General features: G+C 71.2%; 17 protein-coding genes. 3 read left to right on the forward strand and 14 right to left on the reverse strand.

Going from position 1 to position 17,473, the window contains the following annotated elements:
- Position 1 precedes the first annotated feature (1 nt).
- From ABD324_RS14595 to ABD324_RS14650, 12 genes are all read right to left on the reverse strand, one after another.
- Positions 2–862 (reverse strand): class II fructose-bisphosphate aldolase, encoded by an 861-nt coding sequence (locus ABD324_RS14595; protein WP_344416691.1) that lies wholly within the window; start codon positions 860–862, stop codon positions 2–4.
- Between the two features lie 11 nt (positions 863–873).
- A complete protein-coding gene (locus ABD324_RS14600; protein WP_344416693.1) occupies positions 874–2,676 on the reverse strand; it encodes a hybrid sensor histidine kinase/response regulator in 1,803 nt (600 codons plus the stop codon).
- Positions 2,677–2,727: 51 nt separating this feature from the next.
- On the reverse strand, positions 2,728–3,897 hold the full coding sequence (locus ABD324_RS14605; protein ID WP_344416695.1) for a PucR family transcriptional regulator: 1,170 nt from the start codon (positions 3,895–3,897) through the stop codon (positions 2,728–2,730).
- Positions 3,898–3,960: 63 nt separating this feature from the next.
- The gene (locus ABD324_RS14610) at positions 3,961–5,985 is read right to left on the reverse strand and encodes an FAD-dependent oxidoreductase (RefSeq protein WP_344416697.1); all 2,025 of its coding nucleotides are present in this window, start codon (positions 5,983–5,985) and stop codon (positions 3,961–3,963) included.
- A gap of 38 nt (positions 5,986–6,023) precedes the next feature.
- Positions 6,024–6,749 carry an ABC transporter ATP-binding protein gene (locus ABD324_RS14615; protein ID WP_344416699.1) on the reverse strand — a complete coding sequence of 242 codons (726 nt, stop codon included), beginning with the start codon at positions 6,747–6,749 and terminating at the stop codon, positions 6,024–6,026.
- Positions 6,746–7,450 carry an ABC transporter ATP-binding protein gene (locus ABD324_RS14620; protein WP_344416701.1) on the reverse strand — a complete coding sequence of 235 codons (705 nt, stop codon included), beginning with the start codon at positions 7,448–7,450 and terminating at the stop codon, positions 6,746–6,748. Before ABD324_RS14620 ends, ABD324_RS14615 begins: the two co-directional genes overlap by 4 nt.
- Positions 7,447–8,472, reverse strand: a complete 1,026-nt coding sequence (locus tag ABD324_RS14625) for a branched-chain amino acid ABC transporter permease (RefSeq protein WP_344416703.1) — start codon at positions 8,470–8,472, stop codon at positions 7,447–7,449. Before ABD324_RS14625 ends, ABD324_RS14620 begins: the two co-directional genes overlap by 4 nt.
- Before the next feature lie 131 nt (positions 8,473–8,603).
- A complete protein-coding gene (locus ABD324_RS14630; protein ID WP_344416705.1) occupies positions 8,604–9,464 on the reverse strand; it encodes a branched-chain amino acid ABC transporter permease in 861 nt (286 codons plus the stop codon).
- 25 nt (positions 9,465–9,489) lie between these two features.
- The gene (locus ABD324_RS14635) at positions 9,490–10,329 is read right to left on the reverse strand and encodes a mycofactocin-coupled SDR family oxidoreductase (protein ID WP_344416707.1); all 840 of its coding nucleotides are present in this window, start codon (positions 10,327–10,329) and stop codon (positions 9,490–9,492) included.
- 43 nt (positions 10,330–10,372) lie between these two features.
- Positions 10,373–11,593, reverse strand: a complete 1,221-nt coding sequence (locus ABD324_RS14640) for an ABC transporter substrate-binding protein (RefSeq protein ID WP_344416709.1) — start codon at positions 11,591–11,593, stop codon at positions 10,373–10,375.
- A complete protein-coding gene (locus ABD324_RS14645; RefSeq protein ID WP_344416711.1) occupies positions 11,590–12,027 on the reverse strand; it encodes a cupin domain-containing protein in 438 nt (145 codons plus the stop codon). The genes ABD324_RS14640 and ABD324_RS14645 overlap by 4 nt, the downstream gene beginning before the upstream one ends.
- Before the next feature lie 406 nt (positions 12,028–12,433).
- Positions 12,434–12,913, reverse strand: coding sequence for a hypothetical protein (locus tag ABD324_RS14650; protein WP_344416713.1), 480 nt, complete (start codon positions 12,911–12,913; stop codon positions 12,434–12,436).
- 183 nt (positions 12,914–13,096) lie between these two features.
- On the opposite strand from ABD324_RS14650, the gene ABD324_RS14655 reads away from it, so the two are divergent.
- The 3 genes from ABD324_RS14655 to ABD324_RS14665 all read left to right on the forward strand — a co-directional run bounded on the left by ABD324_RS14655 (position 13,097) and on the right by ABD324_RS14665 (position 16,093).
- Positions 13,097–14,296, forward strand: a complete 1,200-nt coding sequence (locus ABD324_RS14655; RefSeq protein ID WP_344416715.1) for an alpha/beta hydrolase family protein — start codon at positions 13,097–13,099, stop codon at positions 14,294–14,296.
- Positions 14,297–14,550: 254 nt separating this feature from the next.
- A complete protein-coding gene (locus tag ABD324_RS14660; RefSeq protein WP_344416718.1) occupies positions 14,551–14,928 on the forward strand; it encodes a PH domain-containing protein in 378 nt (125 codons plus the stop codon).
- Between the two features lie 658 nt (positions 14,929–15,586).
- Positions 15,587–16,093 (forward strand): hypothetical protein, encoded by a 507-nt coding sequence (locus ABD324_RS14665; protein ID WP_344416720.1) that lies wholly within the window; start codon positions 15,587–15,589, stop codon positions 16,091–16,093.
- Between the two features lie 199 nt (positions 16,094–16,292).
- Here the strand turns inward: ABD324_RS14665 and ABD324_RS14670 are convergent, their stop codons facing one another.
- Both ABD324_RS14670 and ABD324_RS14675 read right to left on the reverse strand, forming a co-directional pair.
- Positions 16,293–16,790, reverse strand: coding sequence for a serine hydrolase (locus ABD324_RS14670; protein WP_344416722.1), 498 nt, complete (start codon positions 16,788–16,790; stop codon positions 16,293–16,295).
- A 294-nt stretch (positions 16,791–17,084) separates the two neighbouring features.
- A partial coding sequence (locus ABD324_RS14675) for an SDR family NAD(P)-dependent oxidoreductase (protein ID WP_344416724.1) occupies positions 17,085–17,473 on the reverse strand: 389 nt, incomplete at its 5' end.

Below are 17,473 nucleotides of genomic sequence, written 5' to 3' on the forward strand. Positions count from 1 at the left end.
ATCACCCGGCCCGGCCGGCGCTGCCGAAGAGGTCCATGAGCTCGCCGGCCATGGCGATGCAGTCGGCGCGGACCGCTCTGAACAGCGACGGCGGGTCCCACTTGTCCTTCGCGGCGGTCTCCTGGAGGAACGCCAGGTTCGCCTTCATGTACCGCTCCTTGAGCGCGGTGGAGATGTTGACCTTCGCGCAGCCGCGGGCGATGAGGTCGCGGAACTGCGCGTCGGACAGCCCGCTCCCGCCGTGCAGCGCGATGGGCACGGGATGGGCGGCGACGATGTCCGACACCCGCTGGATGTCCAGCTCGGGAGCCGCCCTGTAGGTGCCGTGGGCGTTGCCGATCGACGGGGCGAAGACGTCGACGCCGGTCGTGTCGAGGAAGTCCAGCGCGACCTGCAGGTCCTGCCGTGTGGCCACGGTGTCCGAGCCGATCCCGTCCTCGACACCGGTGATCGACTCGATCTCGCCCTCGACGTCCGCACCGTGCTTCCGGGCCTCGGCGACCACCTCGACGGTCTGGCGGGTGTTGTCCGCGACGGCCAGGTGCGAGGCGTCGAACAGCACGGAGTTCCAGCCCCGGTCCAGGCAGGCCGTGATGACCTCCCGCTCCGGGCAGTGGTCCAGGTGCAGCGTCACGGGCACCGCGATGCCGTCCGTCATCGACGTCCACATCGCCCAGAGCACGTCGAGCCCGATCGCCTTCACGGTCTTGACCGAGGTCTGGACGATCAGCGGCGAGGAGCGCTCGACGGCCGCGGCGAGCACGGCCTCGAGGGTGAGGTCGTTGAAGACGTTGATCGCGGGTACGCCGTAGCGCTCCGCGAAGGCGTCGGCGAGGATCTCGCGGAGCGGGACGACGGGCACGTCGGCTGACGCTAGCCAGGCGGGCGGCCGCCGTCGGCCGTGGTTCTCCCCATCTTCTGACGGGGAGAACCCCTACCGGCCAGCACCGTGCGGTTCGCGGAGCCCGTCTTGCGGAGCACCGCGCCCACGTGCTTCTCGACGGTCTTGACGGAGATCCCGAGCCGGACCGCGATCTGCTTGTCCCGCAGGCCCAGCTCCACCAGCTCGCGCACCTCGCGCTCCCGGTCGGTCAGCGCGTCGCCGCCGGGTTCGCGCACCGCTCCGGTGAGCAGCACGTCCCCGCGGGCCGCGGCCAGCACCGCCCGGGCCAGGGCCGGGCCGTCGAGATCCGGGCCGATGCCACCGCGGGCGCCGGCGTGCACGGCATCGCGCAGCAGCTCGTCCGTGTGGTCCTCGGCCATGACCAGCACCGACACCTCCGGGGCCGCGGCGCGCACGTACGAGGTGAGACGCGCGCCGTCGAGCTCGGGCATCCGCAGATCGACCAGCACCACGTCCGGCGCCAGGACCCGAACCGCGTCGACCACCTCGCGCGCGTCGCCGATCTCACCGACAACCTGGACGTCCGGCTCGGCCTGGGCCAGCAGCCGCACCAGCCCGGCCCGCACCACCGGCCGGGGATCGACGACGAGGACGCGCCACGGCACGTGCGCCCGCCCGCCGGATCCGTTCGGGGTCTCGTACGGGATGTGGGCGCGGACGCGGGTGCCCCAGCCCGGCGTCGACTCGATCTGCAGGTCGGCGCCGAGCCGGTGGGCGCGGGCAACGATCCCCTGCATGCCCAGTCCCCCGCGGCGCTCGGCCTGTGCCGCCGGGTCGAACCCGACGCCGTCGTCCTCGACCACGACGGACACGTCGTCGGCGCCGTACAGCACGCCCACCCGCACCGACGCCGCCTCGGCGTGCAGCACCACGTTCGTCAGCGCCTCCTGGACCAGCCGCAACGCCTGCTGGCCGAGCTCGGGCGCCAGCGTTCGGGACTCGCCGGTCACCACGAGATCCGCGCGGATCGGCGCGGTCGAGCGCACCCAGGCGAGCTCGACGGCGATCGAGTCCTCCAGCGGATACAGCTCCAGGAGCGCGGGCCCGAGGCCGAGGACGGTGCGCCGGGTCTCGGCCAGGGCCGTCCGGGCGGCCGCCCTGGCCGCGGCGACGTGCTCGGTCTGCTCGCTGGCGTCGAGATGGAGCAGGATCGAACCGAGCGCGCGGGCGACGGTGTCGTGGACGTCGCGCACCACGCGTTCCCGTTCGGCGCTCACCGCGAGGCGGCGCGAGCGCTCCTCGGCCTCCGCGTGCAGCCGGGCGTTGACGATCGCGATCGCCGCGTGCGTCGCGAACATCCGAAGCAGCTCGACGTCGTCCTTGCGGAACCGGACGTCCGGGTCGGTGGAGAACACGACGCAGGCGCCGATGATCTCGCCACCCCACTCGATGGGCACCGCGACGGTGGCGTGCAGGCGGCGGCGATCAGCGGGGGCGACATGCCCACCACGGACCTCGCTGTAGGAGTCGAAGACCACCGGCGCCCGCTTCGCCACGACCGCGCCCGTGGCCCCCTCGGTCAGCGGGAAGACGGTGCCCTCCTGGCAGCCCACCCCGAGGTCGGCCTCCTTGCGGTAGGTGCCGGCGCGCTCGTCCACCGTCGAGATCGAGCCGGCCCCGCCGCCGAGCAGGTGCACCGCGCGGCGCAGGATCCGGTGCAGGAGCGGCTGCAGACTGAACTGCCCGGCCAGGTCCTCCGCCGCCCCGGCCAGAGCGTCGACCTGCTCGCGGGGGCTGACCCGGGAGCCGGCCTCGGCACCGGTGACAGGCATCCTCGGATGGTAGGCGCAGATCCGCAGCTGCGGACCCGTTGCTCCGCCGGTTCAGCGGGTGTCGTAGGCGAGATCGTGGCGTTCGAGGGCCCACCACACGGCCACGAACGTCGAGGTCCGTCGCAGCGAGCAGTCCGTCTCGCTCTCGAAGCGACGGATCCGGTAGCGCACGGTGTTGGGGTGCACGAACAGCTCCGCCCCCGCCCGCTCGCAGTTGCCCTGGTGGTCGAGGTAGACGCGGACGGTCCGGAGGATGTCCACGCCGCCGGCGCCGAGGGCGACGATCGGGAGGACGTAGCGCTCGACCAGCGCGTCTCCGACACCCTCGTCGCCGATCACCGCGGGACGGGCGCCCAGCTCGCCGAGGCCGTGGCACCCGCGCAGGCCGAGGCTGACCGCGGCATCGAGTGCGCGGCCCGCGGTCGCGAACGACCGGCGCAGCTCGCTCAGCCGTGCCGGCGGCGCGATCCCCACCGGAAGGTCGATCCCGCCCGCGGGCACCCGCCGGAGCAGGCCCCACACCTGCCCGTCGACGACGGCGGCGATCCCGTCCCGGGGATCGCCGGTGAGCTCGCCCCAGGCCTCGACGGCGCCGAGGCTGCTGTCGTCGTCCCGCCGGGCCCGCACGGCCGAGTAGAGGACCCCGCAGTCGAGGCCGGCCCGCCGGGCCCCGTCCAGCGCGGCCGCCTCGGAGACCGGACGCGTTCCGAGGTGGCACAGGAACCGGACGTGCGCGGGCGGGTCAGTCGCCACGGCACTCGACCGCACCCGGCGGAAGTGGCACACGGACAGCGTGGTGCCGTGTTCCCGCCACGGGATCGTGAGATCGAGGAAGTCCGTCAGCACCGCCTCCGGCAGTCCGGACGAGGTGACCTCCCGCCTGGCCCAGTCCACGAGGACGTCCGCCCCGAGCCGCCAGGCCCGGATCACGTCGTCCAGGACGATGCCGTCGTCCGACTGCTGTCCGGCGATCGAGAGGTACAGCCGCTTCCCGTCGCGCCCCAGTGGTCTGCGGTCCGCGACGAGGCAGCGGAACTCCGTCAGCCCGCGGACCACCTGCTCCTGGATCACCTGCTCCGGTATCCGGCGATAGGAGCGCAGATCCGCCATCCGGTCGACGATGTCCTGCTCCAGGCCTCCGAGCCGCAGGGCGAACGCCGTGCTGAACCGGGTCCAGACGTCCGGCGCCACCGACCGGTCGGTGGAGGCCGCTCTGCCCATCACCCGAGCCTAGGCGGCGGGCGCGGCGGTCCGCCAGCACGACCGGCACCACGCTCGCGCGCATCAGATCGACCGGGCGGCATGCTCGGCCTCCCACACGGCGTTGAAGAACCGGCGCGGGGCCATGGCGTCCCCGACGACGGACACCGTGCGGCGACCGGCCCGCTCGAACTCCTCGGCGAGCTCGGTCCGGGCCTGTTTGCCCGTGGAGACGACGAGCGCGTCGACGTCGTCGCGGGTCTCGAGCTCGCCCGTGTCGAGGTCCCGCAGGGTGAGCCGGTCCTCGTCGAAGGTCTCGATCACCTGGCGCACGGTGAACGTGACCCCGAGCCTGCGCAGCCGGCTGTAGAAGGGGCCCTGGTCGCGGGTGCCGGCGAGGTCGGGTCCCACCTGCGCGAGACGGGTGACGAACTGAACCGGATGTCCCGCGGTGGCGAGCTGCTCGGCGACGACGAGCGCCTCGCGGGTGCCCGTGTCGTCGAACACGACGACCCGGTTCGGGATCTCCGACGCCCTGGCCCGCAGCGCCTCCTCGACCGTGTAGACGTTGAACTGGTCCATGCCGGGGACGACGAGCTCGTCGTTCATCCAGCGGAAGGGCTGGACCGCGCTCACCCCGGTCTTGAGGAACTCGGCCCCGGTCGCGATCACGACGTGGTCGAACTCGTCCGCCCAGCCCTCGACACCCTGGACGTACTCGTTGAGCCGGACGGTGACCTTCTCCTCCTTCACCCGCTCGACGAGCCAGTCGACCATCCCGACGTACTCGGCGTAGGACGTGCCCTCCAGCAGCCGGACCTGACCGCCCAGCCGGTCGGAGCTCTCGAACAGGGTGACGTGGTGCCCGCGTCGCGCGGCGGTGTAGGCCGCGCGCAGACCCGCCAGCCCGCCGCCGACGACGGCGACCTCCTTGGCCTCGGCCGCGGGAGCGAGCGCCCGGGTGCCGAGGGTGCGCTCCAGACCGACGGCCGGATTGTGGGCGCAGCCGAGCCGGGTCGACATGACCGTCGACAGGCACCAGCCGGTGCCGACGCACGGCTGGATCTTGTCGGCCTGCCCCGTGGCGGCCTTGGTGAGCCAGTTCGGGTCCGCGATCAGCTGCCGCGCCATGCCGATGAAGTCGGCCTTGCCCGCGGCGAGGATGCCCTCGGCCTGGTCGGGCGTGGTGATCCGGCCGACCACGACCACGGGCAGGTCCCCGACGGCCCGCTTGATGGCCGCGGTGTCCTCGACCTGGTAGCCACGCGGCGCGGGGGGCATGGCGTACATCTTCATGCGGTCCAGGTAGCTGCCCTGGGTGACCGACAGGTAGTCGAGCTTGCCGGTGGCGGCGAGCCGGGTGGCGATCTCGACCCACTCCGGGTTGCCGAGGCCGTTCTCGATGCCCTCGTTCCCGCTGATCCGCATGCCCAGGACCATGTCCGCGGGCACGATCTCCCGGATCTGGTCGAGGATGGTCATGACGATCCGCATGCGGTTCTCGAGCGAGCCGCCGTAGGCGTCCGTCCGGTGGTTGGTGGCCGGCGAGAGGAACTGCCCGAGCAGGTAGCCGTGGGTGACGCCGTGGATCTCGACGCCGTCGAGGCCGCCCTCCACCGCGTACCGCGCCGAGCGGACGTAGTGCTCGACGATCTCGTCGATCTCGGCGCCGGTCATCTCGTGGGGGATCTCGCGGAACAGCCCGCACGGCACCGCCGACGGCGCCCACACCGGGCGCCTGCTCACGACGCCGTGGGTCTGCCGCCCCCGGTGCCACAGCTGCGCGAACACCAGGGTCCCGTAGGGCTCCAGCGCCGCCTTCATCTGCCGATAGGCGGGGACGACGCTCGGCTCGAACGCGTAGACGCGCATGCCCTCGTAGGGCTGGGTGGTCGGGTGGACCGCCATGGCCTCCATGGTGATCACGGCGGTGCCGCCCGCGGCGCGCTCGGCGTAGTAGTCGATGTGCTCCTGCGAGAACGTGTTGTCCTTGACGAGGTGGGTGCTGTGGCCCGTCATCCACGTGCGGTTGGGGGCGGTGCGCGGGCCGAGGCGCAGCGGGCTCGTCAGGATCGGGTACTCCGACGGAACGGTGGTCGTGCTGGTCACGCGGGGTTCTCCTTACGTGGTGGGAGGCGGCGGCCCGGTCAGTGCTCGCGCCGGCTCATGCCCAGGTAGACCTCCCAGAGGTCGTCCATGGCCAGGAGCTCCGCGAGGGGCGCGCTGAAGGTGAGGGCGCCGTCGCCGAGGATGAAGCCGCGACCGTCCGGCGGGAGGTCCGGCGGCAGCACCTGCTCCACCAGCGCCACGCACCCGCCGTCGGACACGATGCGCCGCAGGGAGGCGACGACCTCGGCGAAGACGCCGGGGGCGAGCCCGGTGCTGGGCTCGTCGAGCAGGACGACGCGGGGATCGGCCATGAGGGCCCGCCCGATGGCGAGCATCTGCTGCTCGCCGCCGGACATCGTCCCGGCCTGCTGCCTGCGCCGCTGCGACAGCACCGGGAACAGGTCGAACACGTAGTCGAGCCGCTCGCCGAGCCGGGCCCGCAGGTCGCGGCGCTGACAGCCGAGGTCGAGGTTCTCGGCCACGGTCATCTGGGGGAACAGCTGCCGTCCCTCGGCGACGTGGACGAGGCCGAGCCGGGCCAGCTCGGCGGTGCTCCGCCCGGTGAGGTCCTCGCCGTCGACCCGCACCGTGCCGGCGCGCCGGTCGCACATGCCCGAGATCGCCCGCAGCAGCGTGGTCTTCCCGGCGCCGTTGGGGCCGAGGATGAGGGCGAGCTCGCCGCGCTCGCAGGTGATCGAGACATCGCGGATGACGGTGATGCCGCCGTAGCCCGCGGTGATCCCGTCGATCTCCAGGAAGCTCATGACGACCTCCGGCCGAGGTAGGCGTCGGCGACGACCTTGTCGGAGAACACGTCGGCGACGGAGCCCTCGCTCAGGACCGTCCCGAACGACAGCACCATGGCGCGGGTGCACAGCGAGCGGATGAAGTCCACGCTGTGCTCCACCACCACGATCGCCGTGCCGGCCGCGGCGAGCTCGCGGATCCGCTCGGTGATCGAGCCCCGCTCGTGGTGGTCGAGTCCGGACGCGACCTCGTCGAGCAGCAGCACCGACGGGGCGACGGCCACAGCCCGGCACATCTCCAACATCTTCAACGCGTGCAGGTCCAGGGAGCCGACCTGGCTCTGCGGGGCGAGCCCGAACTCCGCGCAGAGGCCGTCGACGTCGCGGTCCCCACCCCCGTAGTGCACGGCGAGGCCCACGATCTCCTCCACGGTGACCTCGGCGAACTGCCGCGGGATCTGGAAGGTCGCGACGACGCCGGCGCGGACCCGTTCACGCAGCGACAGCGGGGTGACGTCGCGTCCCTCGAGCACGATCCGCCCCGTGGTCGGCCGCAACCGTCCGGCGAGCAGGTTGAACAGGGTCGTCTTGCCGGCGCCGTTGGGGCCGATCAGCGCGAGGATCTCCCCCCGGCCGACCCGCAGGTCGACCCCGTCGACGGCGACGAGACCCGAGAACCGCTTGGTCAGGTTCTCGGCGACGAGCACGGGCGTCGTCATGTCGCCGGCACCGCCTCGCCCCTCGCCCCGGCCTTGCGGGTCCAGCGCGGGCGCGGCACCGGGAAGCGGTCCCGCCAGCGCGCCGGCAGCGTCGCCAGGGCCGTCCCGACGATCCCGCCCGGCAGCACCAGGATGACGACCAGCAGCGCCGCCCCATTGACCATGGTCGCGATGCCGGGGTTCTGGATGGAGTCGCTGAGCTGTTTGGTCACGAGCTGCCACACGACGGCGCCGAACACCGCGCCCCAGAGCAGCCCCACCCCGCCGAGCAGCGTGGTGAGGACGGCCAGGACCGCGTAGTTGAGGTTGAAGACGGTGTTCGGGTCGACGAACGTCGCGCCCGCCATGTAGACCACCCCGAACGCCCCGACGCAGGGGGCGCCGAGCACGAACGCCGTGACCTTGAGCCGGGTGGTCGGCACACCGACGGCCGCGGCCGCCGACTCGTCGATCGCGAGCATCCGCAGCCCGCTGCCGATCGGCGACTCGTCGACGACGTGGTGCAGCACGATCGCCACCAGGGTGATCACGATGGCGTAGACGAGCAGGCCGCTGTCCGACGGGCTCGCGGTGATCGGGACGTACTGGCCCGCGCTGCCGCCGGGGAAGAAGGCGTTGCCCGCGACCCGGAGCCCCTCCGACGCCGCGATCGTCAGGATCGCGAAGTACGGCCCGCGGGCCCGGAAGGCCGGGGTGAGCAGGACGCTGACCGCGGTGGCGGCCAGCGCGCCGAGGATCACGACGATCCAGAGCGGCATCGCCGGCGCGGCGCCGAGCACCGCCGTCCCGACGTAGGCCCCGACGCCGAACATGATCGGGTGGGCGAAGGAGTGCTGGCCGGCGAGACCACCGATGAGGTTCCACGTCACGGCCAGGGTGACCGTCATCAGGATCGTCCGCCAGAAGGTGATGCCGTAGCTGTCGTCGCCGAGCGCCAGCACCACGGTCACCACGACGAGCAGCGCGCAGCCCACCGCCAGCCCGCGGACGCTGTGGAACCGGCCGACCGGGGCGCCGCTCATGCGTACACCCGGCCGAGGACGGGATCGTTGCTCGGCGGGACGAGATCTGCCCGCTCGACGCGGGAGAGGTGCCCACGGCCGAGAGGAGTGACCTTCGCCGTCATGGAGATGTCCTTTCGCAGGCTGCGTCGTCAGACCGAGCGGGCGCTCAGCAGGCCCGAGGGCCGGAACAGCAGGATCACGACGATCAGCGCGAAGCCGACGATCGAGCCGGCCGCGTCGTTCACGGCGTACTGCACGAAGGACTCCACGAGCCCCAGCGCGACGCTCGCGACGAGCACGCCCTTGAGGTTGCCGAGTCCCGCCGCGACGACGACCGTGAACGCCTTGAAGATCGACTCGAAGCCGACCGTCGGCGTCAGCAACGAGGAGTTGAGGATGACGAGCGCCGCGCCGGACGAGAGCATGCCCGCGATGACGCACGCGCTGACCGAGGCACGGCCGACGTTGATGCCGACCAGGGCGGCGCCCGTCGGGTTCTGCGAGACCGCCCGGATCCGTCTGCCCAGGCCCGACCGGTAGAGCACCACGAAGAGCACGCTCATCAGGACGAGCGCCACCGCGATGTTGATGATCGTCGTGAGCCCGATCGACGCGCCCAGGACCGGGAACGTCCGGTTCGGGAACGCGACGGACTTCTGGTCCGTGCCGAAGGTCCACTGCACGAAGCCCTGGAGGATCAGCCCCAGGCCGAATGTCGCCAAGATCTGGTTGACGCGGGGCGCGTTCCGGAGCGGCCGCACGATCAGCAGGTAGAAGATCGCGCCGAGCACGACGCCCGCGGCGACGCCGGCGACCACGGCGGCGTAGACACCGACCCCCGTCGCCCCGACCACGCCGAAGATCGCATAGCTCCCGACGGTGGCGAAGTCTCCCTGGGCGAAGTTCAGGATCCCGAACACGCCGAGGAACACGGTGAGCCCCAACGAGAGCTGGGTGTAGAGGGCGATGTTCGACAGGCTGTTGAAGACGATCTGGAGGGTGGTGTCCACGCCGCTGCTCCTCGTGCCGGGGTGCTCAGACCCCGCCCTGACGTCCGAACAGGATCGGGAACTCCTCGCCGGTGGTGTACCTGCTCTCGTCGCTGAGCAGGAACACCACGGACTTGGCCACGTCGGCCGGCTGGATGTACCCGATGCCGGTCGCGTGGATGCCCGCGAACCGGGGCTCGATGTCCTCGAGCGTGGGGTTCTCGAGGTCCGGGGCGTAGACCCGGTACAGGTAGTCGTTGAGGATCATGTCGGTGCCGACGTTGCTGGGCGAGATCGAGTTCGCGGTGATGCCGCGGTCCGCGTACTCGATGGCGACGGACTTGACCAACGAGTACACGCCGGCCTTGGCCGCGGCGTAGTGGGCCACGTGCATGCCGGTGTGCCGCACGGTGCCGGAGGTGGTCGCGACGATCCGGCCGAAGCCCTGCGCCAGCATGTGCGGAAGGGTGGCCTTCATGGCGTGCCACACGCCCGTCAAGTTGACGTCGATCATCTCCTGCCAGGTGGCCTCGGGGATCTCGTCCGTCTTGCCGCCCATCGACCAGATGCCCGCGTTCGCGACCAGGTAGTCGATCGTGCCGAAACGCGCGGCCGTCTCGTCCGCGGCCGTCTTGAGGGCGTCGAAGTTCCGGACGTCGGCGACGAACGGCAGCGCCTCGCTGCCCGCCTCTTCGATCAGGCGGACGGTCTCGGCGAGGTCCTCCTTCGTCGAGTGCTTGTAGGGCACCGTCTCGAAGCCCTCGCAGACGTCGACGAGGGCCACGCGGACGCCGTGCTCGGCGAGCGCGACGGCATGCGCACGGCCCTGACCGCGGGCACCGCCCGTCACGAAGGCGACGCGTCCGGGGGCGAAGGTCAGGCTCATTGCTTCATTCCTCTCGGGAGGTGGGCGGGTGGCACGGGTCCGGTCAGGAGGCACCGGCGAGGTAGCCCTGGACCTTCGTGCCGGGCTTGGCCTCGGCCGTGGGCAGCACCACGACGGGGGTGCCGGCCTGGTTCTGCAACAGGTAGAGCGCCTGGAACTGCAGCTGCCCGTTGGGGGCGAACGAGACCGGCCCGTAGACGGTGGGCACGTTCTGGAGCTTCGCCAGCGCGTCCCGCACGGTCTCGCGAGAGATCGTGTCGGCGGGGATCGACCGCAGGGCGGCGACCAGGATCTCGGCCGCCTGGTAGCCGCCCGGGGCCATCTGCGGCGGCGCCTCGCCACCGTAGGCGGCCTTGTAGTCGGACAGGAACGTCTGGTTGGCCTGTGTGGGCGAGCCCGGCCACCACTGGGTGCCGACCAGGACGCCGTCGTTGAGCGTGCCGACGCTCGCCATCGCGGTCGGGTCGATGAGCGGGTTGCCCTCGCCGTAGAGGTTCGTGGGCTTGAACCCGAGCTGCTGCATGTTCGTGAGCAGCGTCTTCGCCTCGGCGCCGTTCACCGCGAGCCACACCGTGTCCGGGTTGTCGCCCTTGATCTTCGTGACGGTCGAGGCGTAGCTGGCCTGCTGCGGCTGGATCTTCTCGTTCGAGACCACGGTGTAGCCGTGCGCGGCCGCCTGGTCGGTGATGACCTTGGCCGCGGCGGTCGCGAACGGCGAGTCGATGTAGACCAGTGAGACCCGCTGCGGGGTGATCATCTTCTGCTCGATCGCCCGCAGGAACGTCTGCTTCTCGACATCCTCGCCCAGCGGATACGTGTTGAAGAGGTACTTGAACCCTCGGTTCACGGCGTCCGGGGTCGACAGCTGGGACTGGACGTTCGGCACCTGCGCCTTCTCCAGCGCGGCCGACGCCGGCATCCCGATGCTCGACCCGTAGCTCCCCAGCACCGCGACGGTGTTCTTGTTGCCGGCGAGCTGGTTGGCCACGGTCACGGCCGTGGCGGCGTTCCCGGTGTCGTCGAGCACCGTCAGCTTGACCTTCCGGCCGTTGATCCCGCCGGCCGCATTGACCTGGTCGAACTTCAGCTTCATCCCGTTGGTCAGGATGGTTCCCGGTGAGGCGAGACTCCCGGTCAGCGGGGCGTACGCACCGACCTCGATGTCCCCGCCCGACGACGCGGAACTACCACCCCCGCAGGCGGTCAGGACCAGCGCCGCTGCGCCGACCCCCGCGGCCAGGGCGGCGATCCGGCGGCGGATCACCGGTCACCGTCCGGGAGCGCGACCATGCTGACGACCATGGAGACACCGTCGGGCCCGGCCCGCCACGAGTGCACGGCCGCCTCGACGACGGCGACGTCACCGGCCCGGAGCTCCACCGAGTCCTCGTCCGTGCCGAGGACCACGCTGCCGCGGAGGATCACGTCGTGGTCCAGGGTCGTGGTCCGGTGGGGGTCCGCGACGGCGTCCGGGGCGAACTCCACGACCACGCAGGCGAACTCGCCCGGATCCGCCTTCACCGGCCGGACCGGACCGGTGTGGGGCGTCCCCTTCGCCAGCTCCGGCGGCCACCCGATGGTCCGATGGACCTGGTCGCTCGCGGAGACCGCGCCGTCGGACAGCGCGATCTCAGGAGTGCGGACCGAGCGGATGGACGACCGCCCGTTCTCGACCCCGACGGTCACTATGGTCGTCATCGCTCTCGTCGACTCCTTCGTCGTCCAGCCACGGCCGAGGGGCGCCCGCGGGCCGGGAATCCGGCGAGCGGGCCGACCGCGAGGAGAAAATTGAACCGTGACTTCAGGATTGCTCCGTCACCGTAAGAGCGAGCCACACGGCGGTCAAGGAACCATCACCCGCACTGTGGAAAGTGCCAAACAGGCCCCGCGGGGCTTGTCAGCGGCGGCCCGGACCTGCGCCTCGGAGACCTCCGGCGCGGTCTCGACCAGCACGAGCCCGCCTCCGCCGGCGCAGGACGGCGCCGGTGCACCGCCCGACCTCGTCCCGGCCGGCGTGAACCTCCAGTTCACGGCCGGACCCCGCCGGGGTCGGAAGGGCGGCGGGCCCACCTCACCGTGGGCGCGGCTCACATCGGGGCGGGGCTCACCGCGGGGCGGGGCTCGTCTCGACGAAGGGCACGCTGACCCTGATCGCGTCGAGGATGCGCTCCACGTCCTCGCGGCGCACCGGACCCTCCACCACGAGCTCGCGATGCGCGTAGGTGACCAGGTCGACCGACATCGACTCCTCGACCTCGCCGATCCTCAGCCGCCAGGCCTCCAGCTCCAGCCGGGCCAGGTGCGGGTACACCCGCTCGTCGACCTCCTCGACGTCGTGGTGCTCGGCGACGCGGCCCAGCTCGACGTCCAGCTCACCCACCCCGGTGTCCAGGGCGGCCCGGTAGTCCGCCCACCGCCGTTCGTCGACCTGTTCGCAACGGCCGTGGGCCAGGCGGAGCCGACCCCGCAGCGTCTCGATGCCCGCCCGGAGCCGCCGCCCGTGCGGGCTCGACCCCGGGTCGAGTCCCGCCACGACCGAGTCGACGTCCTCGATCCGGCGCTCCCGCACGGTCCGATCAGCCATGACGGGACCGTACGAGCCGGCGACGACCGGAGGCCGCCGGCGCGGCCAACGGCGAATGAACGACATCCGGCACCGCGCGAACCGGCGCCGCATCCGCACCCTTCGGTCGGTCCGGCGAATGCCCGGCGGCGTCGTGAAGGCGCCTTGAAGCGAGAGTGAAGGCGGACCGCCGATGCTCGTCCCATGACCGCATTCTTCAAGAACGACAGCTTCCGGTTCGCCGTGGAGATCGCCCTCGGCGAGACCTACCACCAGGCCACCGACGCCGGCGAGATCCTCTCCACCATCGCCCGCATCCCCAACGGCGACACCACCGCCTGGGTCCGCGAATGGTCGGCCACCGCCGATCGCCTGGCCCACCTCGCCGGCGAGGCCGAGGCGACCGGCCACCTGCGCAGCGCAGCCGCACGCTGGCTGCGCGCGTCGAGCTACTACGCCCAGGCCTGCGAGCAGGCCGACGCCACCGGCACCTTCACCGAGGTGTGGGACCGCCACCGCCTCGCCTGGGACCGCTTCGTCGACCGGACCAACGCCCTGGGCGACGTCGTCATCGAACGGATCGCCGTCCCCTACCAGGACACCACCCTGCCCGGACACCTCTTCCGCACCCCCGGCACCGGGCCACGCCGGACCCTCATCTACGTCAACGGCAGCGACGGCTCCGTGATCGGAGCGTGGGCCCACTGTGCGGCCGCGGCTCTGTCCCGCGGCTGGACCGTCGTGACCGTCGACGGCCCCGGCCAGAACGCCGCGCTGCTCCGCCAGGACATCCCGTTCCGCCCCGACTGGGAGGCCGTCCTCACCCCACTGGTCGACCTCCTGCACACCCGCCCCGACGTCGACACCGACAGGATCGCCGTCCTCGGAGTCAGCCAGGGCGGCTTCTGGGTGCCCCGCGCGGTGGCACACGAACACCGCGTCGCCGCGGCGGTCGCCGACCCCGGGGTCGTCGATGTGTCCACCCTGATGCTCGGCCAGCTGCCGCACTTCCTGCGCACGCTGCTCGACCGGGGAGAACGGGAGAAGTTCGACAAGGACATGGACTGGGGACTCACGCTGCCCCCCGGACTGCGCACCAGCCTGGCCTGGCGGATGCGCCCCTACGCGGTGACGTCCTACTTCGACTTCTTCACCGCCGTGCTCGACTACCGGCTCACCGGCGAGGACCTGGCCGCCATCCGATGCCCCATGCTCGTCACCGATCCCGAGCACGAGCAGTTCTGGCCCGGCCAGTCCGCCCAGCTCGCCGACGGCCTCTCCTGCCCGGTCACCCTCCTGCCGTTCACCGCGGCCGAAGGCGCGGACGGTCACTGCGAACCACTCGCACAGGGCCTGCGGGAGGAGCGCATCCTCGACTGGCTCGACGACCACGTCCCGGCCTGACCTCGCGGTCGAGACCCGACGTACGGCACGCAGGGACGCTGTCCGGTGTGGCTTGCATCGACAGGGTCGGACGCGCCGACCCGTCGTCTCAAGGCGTCGCCGAGACGCGATCAGCCCACGCGGTCCGGCGTCGATCTGCCCCACCCCGAGCTGGGGGCGCCCCACTCGCTGAGGCCGCGAAGATGAACCGCTACCTTCGCCGGAGCTTTGCCCCACCGTCGACCGAACAAGACGAATCGATCGCAGGAGAGTCCATGGGAATGCTCGACGGAGTACTCGGCAACGCCTCCCGGATCGACCCCCGCGCCGCCGCACAGGAATTCAGCAGGCTGCTCTCACAAGGTGAGCAGGTCCACGCCGCCTACCAGCTGATCCGCGACTCGTTCCTCTTCACCGACCGCCGCCTGATCATGGTCGACAAGCAGGGCATGACCGGCAAGAAGGTCGAGTACCACTCCATCCCCTACCGCAGCATCACCCACTTCTCCGTCGAGACCGCAGGCACCTTCGACCTCGACGCCGAGCTCAAGGTCTGGCTCTCCGGCATGTCCATGCCCATCCAGAAGCGCTTCGGCAAAGGCGTCGACGTCTACGAGGTCCAGGCATTGCTCAGCACATTCGTCGCGCGCTGAGCACTGGCGGGCGAGCGGCGGTCTCATGACGTGGGTTCGGGTGTCGGGCCGGCCGCTCGGCTCGCCCGCCATTCCTCGACCTCGGTGAGCTCGCCGACTGCCGGGACGAGCAGAACTGGTCTCATCCGCGACGACATCGTAGAGATCCTGCGCGACACCCGCGACGCGTGTGGAGCAGTTGAGCCACGGCAGACCGCCTCGAGCGGCGAGGCGTTCGAGGCGACCCGTCGCCCCACGGCGGATCACGCCCTCCTTAGACGTGGTCGCCGGATCGTCCCGGGGACTGCTCATTCCTTCAGCACGGCGCAGACCGCATCCGCGATCGTGGACGCGGAGGGATACGGCTGCTTCTCCAGGGCGGGGCTGAAGGGGATCTGAATGTCTGGGTGATCACCCGGACCGGGCTGCGCGGAGGCTGGCGAAGGCGCGCTCCGCGACTCGGTAATGATCTCGGCAGCCGCTCCGCCGGTCCGGTTCGCGGCCGAACGCTGATACCTGCGCCGTCCTCCGCCCGGCTGAGGTTCCGGCTCGGCCCGCGTCCGTCGATCGACCGACCGAGGGTCACCCCGCGGCTCCTCCGATCGACGGAGGGCCGGCGGCCTCGCCGTCCGCGAATCTCCTCTCACCAACGGAAACACCACCTCGAGCAGGAGAAACCATGTCGAACAACCAGAACCCCACCAGCACCCGCGCCGCCAAGCGGCGCGCCCGCCTCGCCAAGGGCGCCTGCGTCCTCCTGGCCACCGGCGCCCTGGTCGGAGCCGGCGCCGGGGTCGCCTCGGCCGCCGACTACCCCCGCTCCGAGCAGGTGTACTTCACCGAGGTCATCAAGCCCAGCGACTCGATCGCCCTCCCGCGCATGCAGTGCTTCAGCGGCTGGCTCGAAGACGTCAACTACTCCCCCGGGCGCACCGTGCTCAACGGTGTGGAGGTCAGGGAGCCCGGCTCCGTCGGGGTCACCGCGTCCAAGGCGATCCTCGCCGCTGGCGGCGACGACAGCCACTTCGGCGTGATCGGCTTCGCCGACAACTACATCGCGGCCGCCGCCACCAACTGGAACCCCTTCGCCTCCGCGGAGCTCACCGTCGAGCTGCACTGCACCAACGACTGGAACAAGGCCGTCAAGCAGCTCCGCATCCCCGGCTACAACCCCGAGGTGGGCTGACACCGGCCGCACCACGGCGCCGCGGGTCCGATCGGCGGCGCCGTGGGAAGGCGGGTGCCAGACGATGGCGACCTGCACGACCACGTCAGGGCATTCGCCCAGCACCCCGTCGACGCCGTGCCGCCGGGCCACTGACCGCCGACCCCTCGGCGCGAGGCGCGGGTACTCCGGCTCCGGACGCTGCCTCGACGGAGCACGTTCAGCCCGTCTCCTCGCCCGACGGCGCGGACGGCAGCGTGTAGATCTGGCCGAGCACCTTCACCAGCAGGGCGTTCGCCGTCGGACGGCTGTCCGGTGAGACGGTCAGGTTGCTCCAGATCACCAGCGTCACCTTGTTCACCGGGTCGTACCCGGCGAAGGAGTTGAAGCCCGGGAGCTCGCCGAAGTGGAAGTACATCGTCGCGCCCGGGGCGAAGGTCTGCCGCTCGATGCCGTACCCGTACTGGGTCGCGGCCAGGTCCGCCGGGTCGGCGGGCTGCGGGCTGTCGAGCCACTGCCGCTGGAGGTCGGCGCCGAACACCTTCCCGCCGACCAGCGCCTTGATCCAGGTGGCGAGATCGTCGGCGGTGGAGAGGGCACCCCCGGCGGCGAACGCGTAGGACGAGTTCTGGTACACGGAGACGCGCAGCGACCCGTTCGCCCGGGTCTCGATGTACCCGCGGGCACGGCCCTTCTCAGCACCTGGAGGTCGAGGCATGGCGGCAGGCTAGGTCAAAGTTTTGCACCCGGATGCTACCCCGAGGGCGATCTGAGCCGGTCTCTCAGCGGAGAAACCGCAGCTCAGAGGTGGAGCGGGCGACGGGAATCGAACCCGCGTAGCTGGTTTGGAAGGCAACGAGTCAGGGTGTTCGGATGCTTTTGCCAGCACCTAAAGCCTCGCGGATCCATCCTCAGGTGCGCTTACGCTGCACCTGGCGACCCACGTTCGTGCCACAAACGAACGCCGTTGTGCTGCGCACCTGACTTGCCAAGACCAGTGTCCACATGTCGCTCAGAGAGTCATGCCCCCGTTTGTCCCGATCACCTCGCCGACGATCGCGCTGGCCGCCGGCGAGGCGAGGAACGCCACCACGTTCGCCGTCTCCTCGTGGAGCAGGTAGCGACCCAGCTGGTTGCGGATCATCATGTAGAACCACATGTCGTTGAAGGCCGGGATCTTTGCCTTCGTACGCACCATCGACCCCGGGTTGACCCCGCACACGTTGACCCCGTGGTGGATCACCTCGCCGGCGAGGAACTTCGTGAACGACGCCAGCCAGCTCTTACCGGTGCCGTAGAGCAGGTTCCGCGGCGCCGTCGGCAGGTCCGCCGACGAACTGCCGATGTTGATGATGTGCCCGCCGCCCTGCGGGATCATGTAGTCCAGCACCGCCCGGCTCG

The organism is Pseudonocardia ailaonensis (assembly GCF_039531635.1).
Taxonomy (GTDB): Bacteria; Actinomycetota; Actinomycetes; order Mycobacteriales; family Pseudonocardiaceae; genus Pseudonocardia; species Pseudonocardia ailaonensis.

Excerpts from the sequence above, each read along its gene's own strand:
- ABD324_RS14635 (WP_344416707.1), bottom strand. The coding sequence starts at position 10,329 with ATGAGCCTGACCTTCGCCCCCGGACGCGTCGCCTTCGTGACGGGCGGT.
- ABD324_RS14655 (WP_344416715.1), top strand. The coding sequence starts at position 13,097 with ATGACCGCATTCTTCAAGAACGACAGCTTCCGGTTCGCCGTGGAGATC.
- ABD324_RS14665 (WP_344416720.1), top strand. The coding sequence starts at position 15,587 with ATGTCGAACAACCAGAACCCCACCAGCACCCGCGCCGCCAAGCGGCGC.
- ABD324_RS14670 (WP_344416722.1), bottom strand. The coding sequence starts at position 16,790 with ATGCCTCGACCTCCAGGTGCTGAGAAGGGCCGTGCCCGCGGGTACATC.
- ABD324_RS14605 (WP_344416695.1), bottom strand. The coding sequence starts at position 3,897 with ATGGGCAGAGCGGCCTCCACCGACCGGTCGGTGGCGCCGGACGTCTGG.
- ABD324_RS14625 (WP_344416703.1), bottom strand. The coding sequence starts at position 8,472 with ATGAGCGGCGCCCCGGTCGGCCGGTTCCACAGCGTCCGCGGGCTGGCG.
- ABD324_RS14600 (WP_344416693.1), bottom strand. The coding sequence starts at position 2,676 with ATGCCTGTCACCGGTGCCGAGGCCGGCTCCCGGGTCAGCCCCCGCGAG.
- ABD324_RS14650 (WP_344416713.1), bottom strand. The coding sequence starts at position 12,913 with ATGGCTGATCGGACCGTGCGGGAGCGCCGGATCGAGGACGTCGACTCG.
- ABD324_RS14645 (WP_344416711.1), bottom strand. The coding sequence starts at position 12,027 with ATGACGACCATAGTGACCGTCGGGGTCGAGAACGGGCGGTCGTCCATC.
- ABD324_RS14620 (WP_344416701.1), bottom strand. The coding sequence starts at position 7,450 with ATGACGACGCCCGTGCTCGTCGCCGAGAACCTGACCAAGCGGTTCTCG.
- ABD324_RS14615 (WP_344416699.1), bottom strand. The coding sequence starts at position 6,749 with ATGAGCTTCCTGGAGATCGACGGGATCACCGCGGGCTACGGCGGCATC.
- ABD324_RS14660 (WP_344416718.1), top strand. The coding sequence starts at position 14,551 with ATGGGAATGCTCGACGGAGTACTCGGCAACGCCTCCCGGATCGACCCC.